The 6,600-nt window shown below is 65.7% G+C and carries 6 protein-coding genes; 5 read left to right on the top strand and 1 reads right to left on the bottom strand.

Going from position 1 to position 6,600, the window contains the following annotated elements; genetic code table 11:
* From VF497_RS06915 to VF497_RS06895, 5 genes are all read left to right on the top strand, one after another.
* The coding region (locus tag VF497_RS06915; protein WP_330887031.1) for an enolase C-terminal domain-like protein at nt 1–616 on the top strand (616 nt) is incomplete at its 5' end.
* Entirely contained in the window at nt 613–1,947 is a 1,335-nt protein-coding gene (locus VF497_RS06910; RefSeq protein WP_330887029.1) for a peptide MFS transporter, read from the top strand. The genes VF497_RS06915 and VF497_RS06910, both read left to right, overlap by 4 nt.
* Nucleotides 1,947–3,074 (top strand): hypothetical protein, encoded by a 1,128-nt coding sequence (locus VF497_RS06905; protein WP_330887026.1) that lies wholly within the window; start codon nt 1,947–1,949, stop codon nt 3,072–3,074. Before VF497_RS06910 ends, VF497_RS06905 begins: the two co-directional genes overlap by 1 nt.
* Nucleotides 3,071–4,645, top strand: a complete 1,575-nt coding sequence (locus VF497_RS06900; protein ID WP_330887024.1) for a serine hydrolase — start codon at nt 3,071–3,073, stop codon at nt 4,643–4,645. Before VF497_RS06905 ends, VF497_RS06900 begins: the two co-directional genes overlap by 4 nt.
* Nucleotides 4,646–4,656: 11 nt before the next feature.
* Nucleotides 4,657–5,973: a dipeptidase gene (locus tag VF497_RS06895; protein WP_330887033.1), complete on the top strand. Its 1,317-nt coding sequence runs from the start codon at nt 4,657–4,659 to the stop codon at nt 5,971–5,973.
* Between the two features lie 65 nt (nt 5,974–6,038).
* Here VF497_RS06895 and VF497_RS06890 read toward each other — a convergent pair.
* Nucleotides 6,039–6,600 (bottom strand): TetR/AcrR family transcriptional regulator (locus tag VF497_RS06890; RefSeq protein WP_330887022.1); only part of this gene is annotated, 562 nt, incomplete at its 5' end.

Here is a 6,600-nt window from a genome sequence, read left to right as displayed (position 1 = left end):
CGAAAAGATGGCTGCTGGCGCGCGCAAGTACGCGCAGGCGCGCGCGGTGAAAGTGAAGTTGACTGGCGAACTCGACCTCGACATCGCGCGCGTCAACGCCGTGCGCGCGGCGCGGCCCGAGGTCTGGCTCGGCGTCGATGCGAATCAGGGCTACGACGCGAGCGAGTTGCGTGCGCTCGTCGATGCGCTCGTCGCGACCAAGGTCTCGCTGCTCGAACAACCGATCGAGCGCGGCCGCGAAGCCGATCTCGACGGCTTCGCCTCGCCGATCCCGATCGCCGCCGACGAGAGCGCGCTCAGCCTCGCCGACGTGCCCGGACTCGTCGGCCGCTTCAACGTCGTCAACATCAAGCTCGACAAGTGCGGCGGCCTCACCGAGGCGCTGGCGATCGCGCGCGAGGCGCGCCGGCTCGGGCTCGGCATCATGGTCGGCAACATGGTCGGCACGAGCCTGGCGATGGCGCCGGCGTTCGTCGTCGGCCAGCTCTGCGACATCGTCGATCTCGACGGACCGATCTTCCTCGCTCAAGATCGTAAACCCGCGATCCGCTACGACGACGGCCTCGTCTGGTGCGGCGACGAGGTCTGGGGTTCGCGCAAAGCGGCGGCAGCGTGAGCGAAGCGAGAAACCGCGGCGCGGCAATGAACGAACCGAACTGGTTCGGCCAACCGCGTGGATTGACGATCCTGTTCCTGACCGAAATGTGGGAGATCTTCTCCTACTACGGCATGCGCGCTCTGCTGGTCTACTACATGACCAAGCAGCTCGCCTTCGCCCAGGAAAAATCCTCGCTGATCTACGGCGCCTACACATCGATGGCGTTCTTCACGCCGATCCTCGGCGGCATCCTCTGCGACCGCTGGCTCGGCAAGCGCCGCTCGGTCATCATCGGCGGCGCGACGATGGCCGTGGGGCATTTCATGATGGCGTTCGTGCCGCTGTTCTATCCGGCGTTGGCGACGATCGCGCTCGGCAACGGCCTGTTCATGCCGAGCCTGCCGAGCCAGATCAACGATCTCTACCGGCCCGACGATCCACGCCGCAGCTGGGCCTACAACGTCTACTACGTCGGCATCAACCTCGGCGGCTTTCTCGCTCCGCTCGTCTGCGGCACGCTTGGCGAATTCTACGGCTGGCATGTCGGTTTCGGCGCGGCCGGCATCGGCATGCTGCTCGGATTGATCGTCTACCTGCTCGGCGGCAAGTATCTGCCGGAACCGCAGCCTACTCCACGTGAAAGCGGTAACGCGCCGCCACTGCGCAACGGCAAGCAGACCTTCCTGCTGCTGCTCGGCGTCGGGCTCGCGGTGACGGTGTTCCGCGGCGCCTACGAGCAGATCGGCAACACGGTGCCGCTGTGGTCGGACGCCGGCGTCGACCGCGCGTTCGGTTCGATGACGATTCCGATGACCTGGTTCCAGTCGCTCGATCCGCTGTTCGTGTTCCTGATGACGCCGCTGCTGCTCGCCTTCTGGCAACGTCGCGCGCAACGCGGCAAGGTCTCCTCATCAATGCGCAAGATGGCGAGTGGCGCGCTGCTCGTCGCGATTTCATATCTGCTGCTCGCGCTCGCGGCACGGCTTGCTGGCGACGGCCGCGCGCACTGGCTGTGGCTGGTCGCGTATTCGGTCGTGTTCACGCTCGGCGAGCTGTACGTGCTGCCGACTGGGCTCGGGCTGTTCGCGCGTCTTGCGCCGCCGTCGCTCGGCGCGACGACGGTCGGCGCCTGGTATCTGTGCATCTTCAGCGGCAGCCTCGCGGCCGGTTTCGTCGGCACATTGTGGAGCCACGCCAGCCACGCGGCGTACTTCGTGCTGCTCGCGCTCATCGCCGGTGTCGCCGCATTGCTGTTCCTTGCGCTCGATGCGAACGCGCACCGCATCGAAACCGCGCGCGCCACCGAGATCGCTGCGGTCGACGTGCATCACGCGGAAGCAGTTGCCTGATGCACATTGCCGGCGCCAGCAGTTCGTGGTTCCAGCGCTACCTGCTGCCCGGCTTCGCGTTCAAGGCCGTCATCATCGGCGGCGGCTATGCGACCGGACGCGAGCTGGCGGAATTTTTCCTGCCGGCCGGTCCCTGGGGCGGACTCGCCGCGATGCTGCTCGCGATGCTGATATGGAGCCTGGTCTGCATCGCAACGTTCCTGTTCGCGCGCGCACACGGTGCACGCGACTACTTGAGTTTCTTCTACGCGCTGCTCGGCCGCGGCTGGGTCGTGTTCGAGGCGGCCTATCTCGTTTTCGTCGTGCTGATCCTCGCCGTGTTTGGCGCCGCCGCGGGCGAGATCGGTGCGGCTTTGACCGGGCTGCCGCATCTGATCGGCACGCTGGCCCTGCTCGTCGCGATCGCGGGTTTCGCGATGTTCGGCAATGCTTCGGTCGAGCGTCTGTTCAAATACGTCTCGTTCCTGCTCTACGGTGTGTACTTCCTATTCGTGGTCTTCGCGTTCACACGCTTCGGTGAGCGCATCGCCGCCGGCTTTGCGAGCGACATGCCGGCGACGGCGAACTGGGCGCTCGGCGGAATCACCTACGCGAGCTACAACATCGTCGGCGCGGTCGTCATCCTGCCCGTGCTGCGCCATCTGCGCAGCGCCCGCGACGCCATCGTCGCCGGCGCGATCGCCGGTCCACTCGCGATCCTGCCGGCGATCCTGTTCTTCACCTGCATGATCGCGTTCTATCCCGCGATCGGCGCGGAAACGCTGCCGTCGGATTTCCTCCTGCGGCAAATGAACCTGCCGCTGTTCCATCTGCTGTTCCAGCTCATGATCTTCGCCGCGTTGCTCGAAAGCGGCACCGGCGCCGTGCATGCAATCAATGAGCGCATCGCGAAGACCTGGCTGGCTGCGCGCGGTACGGCGCTGTCGGCGCGGGCGCGCCTGCTGATCGCACTAATCCTGCTCACCATCTGTATGCTGCTTGCGGATCGCATCGGCCTCGTCACGCTGATCGCGAAGGGTTATCGCCTGCTCGCAATGCTTTTCCTGCTCGTCTACGTCCTGCCGCTGCTCACGTTGGGCGTCGCGCGCCTGCGTCGCCGTTCCGCCACTATCGAGGAGATCCCATGAAGCGCTCGCTGCCGCTCGCGTTGCTGCTCACCCTGCCCGTGTTCGCCGCCGCCGCGCCGCCCGACGGTTTCGAGCAGCGCGTCGAATCGCTGCGCAAGGAGATCGGCGTACCCGGCATGTCGATCGCCATCGTCGAAGGCGACAAGGTCGTGTTCGCGCAGGGCTTTGGTGTGCGCAAGCTCGGTTCGCCCGAGAAGGTCGATGCCGACACGCTGTTCGACACCGGCTCGACCGGCAAGGCGATGACCGTCGCCGATCTCGCCATCCTCGTCGACCAGGGCAAGATCGGCTGGGACGACAAGGTCATCGATCGCCTGCCCGGCTTCCAGATGTATGACGCCTGGGTGACGCGCGAGATGACGATCCGCGACCTGCTCGTGCATCGCAGCGGCCTCGGCCTCGGCGCGGGCGACCTGATGTTCGTGCCGCGCACGAACCTGTCACGCGCCGAATCGGTCAAGCGCCTGCGCTACATCAAGCCGGCGACGAGCTTCCGCAGCGGCTTCGCCTACGACAACGTGCTCTACATGGTTGCCGGGCAATTGATCGAAGCGGTCACCGGCGAGACCTGGGAACATTTCACGGTCGAGCATCTGTTCAAACCGGCCGGCATGCTGCACGCGGTGGCCGATCCGGAATCGCATTTCGCCGATCCCAATCGCGCCTGGCCGCATGCGCGCATGAACGGCGGCCTGCGCGGCGCCGGCGACCAGCAGGTGCTCGACGAGCGCGACGAACTCGGCCGCAATGCCGCGCCGGCCGGCGGCCTGTCGATCAGCGCGAACGACCTGTCGCGCTGGCTGCGCATCCAGCTCGCCGGCGGCAAGCTCGTCGACAGCGACGCGCATCTGTTCAGCGAAGCCGCGCAGAAGGAAATGTGGAAGCCGATGGTGCTGCAACCGGTCGCGCCGCGCCCCGATTCGCTCAAGGCCACGCAGCCGTTGTTCGACACCTACGCACTCGGCTGGGACGTGCGCGACTATCGCGGCGCGAAGATCATCTGGCACGGCGGTGCGGTGTTCGGCGAACTCACCGCGGTCGTGCTCCTGCCGGATAAGAAGGTCGGCTTCTCGATCACGATCAACAGCGAAGACGGCGAAATCATCAACGGCCTGATGTTCGAACTGCTCGATCATTATCTCGGCGCACCGGGCAACGACTGGCCGGCGAAGTTCCGCGATTTCAAGAAGCAGCGCGTTGCCGAGGGGCTCAAGGCCTACAACGCCAAGGCGGCGACACCGGTAAAGGTCGGCCCATCGCTGGCGCTCGCGCACTACGTCGGCACCTACAACGACCCGTGGTACGGCAACATCGACGTCGGCCTTGCGAAAGGCAAGCTGACGATCGACTTCAAGTCGACGCCGCGCATGAGGGGCGCGCTCGACCATTGGCAATACGACAGTTTCGTCACGCGCTTCGACGACAAGACGATCGAGCCGGCCTATGTCACGTTCGCGATCAACGCCGACGGCAAAGTCGAACGCGTGACGATGAAACCGGTTTCGCCGCTCGCCGATTTCAGTTATGACTATCAGGATTTGTCATTCACCCCGGTCGAGACCAAGAAATGATCTGCACTCCCATGCGCTTGAAGTTTCCGCTTTTGTTCGCCGCGATCGCCGCGACGCTGGCCACGGCACCGGCCTTCGCGGCCGGCGACGATGTCAACGCCCGCGTTGCGCGCGTGCTTGCGCAGACGCCGCTGATCGACGGCCACAACGACCTGCCGTGGGAAATCCGCACGCGCTTCGCGGGTGATCCGGCGAAGATCGATCTCGCCGCGGACACCTCGAAACTTCCCGCGCCCGAGGGCGAAGCGAAATTGATGACCGACATCCCGCGCCTGCGCGCTGGCCATGTCGGCGGCCAGTTCTGGTCGGTGTGGATTCCGGTGTCGCTCAAGGGGCCCGAGGTCGTGCAGGTCACGCTCGAGCAGATGGATATCGTCAAGGCAATGGCGGCGCGCTGGCCGCGCGATTTCGCGATGGCCTACACCGCGGCCGACATCCGCCGCATCCACAAGGAAGGCCGGATCGCCTCGCTGATCGGCATCGAGGGCGGCCACCAGATCAACAATTCACTCGCCGTGCTGCGCGAGTACTACGACGCCGGCGCGCGCTACATGACCCTGGCGCATTCGTCGAACACGGACTGGAGCGACTCGGCGACCGACGCGCCCGCGCATCATGGCCTCACGCCATTCGGCAAGGAAGTCGTGCGCGAGATGAACCGGCTCGGCATGCTCATCGATCTTTCGCACGTGTCCGACGACACGATGAACGCCACGCTCGACGTGTCGCAGGCACCGGTGATTTTCTCGCACTCGTCGGCGCGCGCGCTCGACGACCACCCGCGCGACGTTTCCGACGAGATGCTGCGCCGAGTCGCCAGGAATGGCGGCGTGGTCATGGCCAATTTCGCGCTGGATTACGTTTCCGACGCGTACCGCCGCTGGGATGCCGATCGTTCCGCCGAGCAGGCGCGCTACAGCAGCCCACCGTTCGGCGGCCTGTACATCGGCAATCCCGAGCGTGCCAAGGCCGCGCTGGCCGAGTGGGAGAAGGCGCACCCGGCGCCGAAAGTCACGCTCGCCGAAGTCGCCGACCATATCGAACACATCGCCAAGATCGCCGGCGTAGATCACGTCGGCATCGGTTCGGATTTCGACGGCATCCCCGAGGCACCGCAAGGCCTCGAAGGCGTCGACAAGTATCCCGCGCTGCTCGCCGAATTCGCGCGCCGCGGCTGGAGCGACGCCGATCTCGCCAAGCTTGCGGGCAACAACGTGCTGCGCGTGATGGCGCAGGCCGAAACGCTGGCGGCGAAATTGCGCGCCGAGCGCGGCCCGTCGATGGCCAGGATCGGGCAGCTTGACGGGGCTTCGGTAAAGACCAAGTGAGGCGCCGACGGCGCGCTCGTCAGCAGTGAGGAGCGGGAAAGACTACCCCGCTCCCCGCGGGCTCATCAGCGCGGCGCGTAGGCGCGCAGGAAGAAATCCACTGTTGCGTTGAGGTGCTCGTTGACCTCGCGCGCGGTCGGCGGCTCGCCGCAACCGAACTCCTTGCGCGCATGCAGCTCGCCCTTGAGCAGGCAGAAGAACTGCGAGGCGGCGCGATGCAGGTCGGCGATGTCGAGCTTGCCTGCTTCGACCTCGGTGCGCAGGAACGCTTCAAGTCCTGCCTGCACGCGCAGTGGCCCGGCCTGCCAGAACCGGTCGGCCAGTTTCGGCGAACTCGCCGCATTGGCGACGATGGTGCGATGAATCGCGATCGCATCCTCGCTCGTGATCAACGCGAAGAACGCGCGCGCGATCGCGAGCAACTGCTTGCGCAGCGGGCCCTTGAGATCGGCCTCGAACAACTCCTCGGGCATCAGCGTGTCGCACTTGCTGCGCACGGCCTCGGCGAACAGCGTTTCCTTGTCGCGATAGTGGCTGTAGACGGTGAGCTTGGACACGCCGGCCTTGTTGGCGATCGCGTCCATGCTGGTGCCCTCGAAACCCTGCTTGACGAACAGTTGCTTGGCC

The organism is Rudaea sp. (assembly GCF_036383415.1).
Taxonomy (GTDB): Bacteria; Pseudomonadota; Gammaproteobacteria; order Xanthomonadales; family Rhodanobacteraceae; genus Rudaea.
The sequence above is the reverse complement of the archived record's forward strand: the minus strand, read 5'-3'. Positions and strand labels throughout refer to the sequence as shown.

What these genes read in the sequence shown, in the direction of transcription:
- VF497_RS06900 (WP_330887024.1), top strand. Translation starts at nt 3,071, where the DNA reads ATGAAGCGCTCGCTGCCGCTCGCGTTGCTGCTCACCCTGCCCGTGTTC.
- VF497_RS06905 (WP_330887026.1), top strand. Translation starts at nt 1,947, where the DNA reads ATGCACATTGCCGGCGCCAGCAGTTCGTGGTTCCAGCGCTACCTGCTG.
- VF497_RS06895 (WP_330887033.1), top strand. Translation starts at nt 4,657, where the DNA reads ATGCGCTTGAAGTTTCCGCTTTTGTTCGCCGCGATCGCCGCGACGCTG.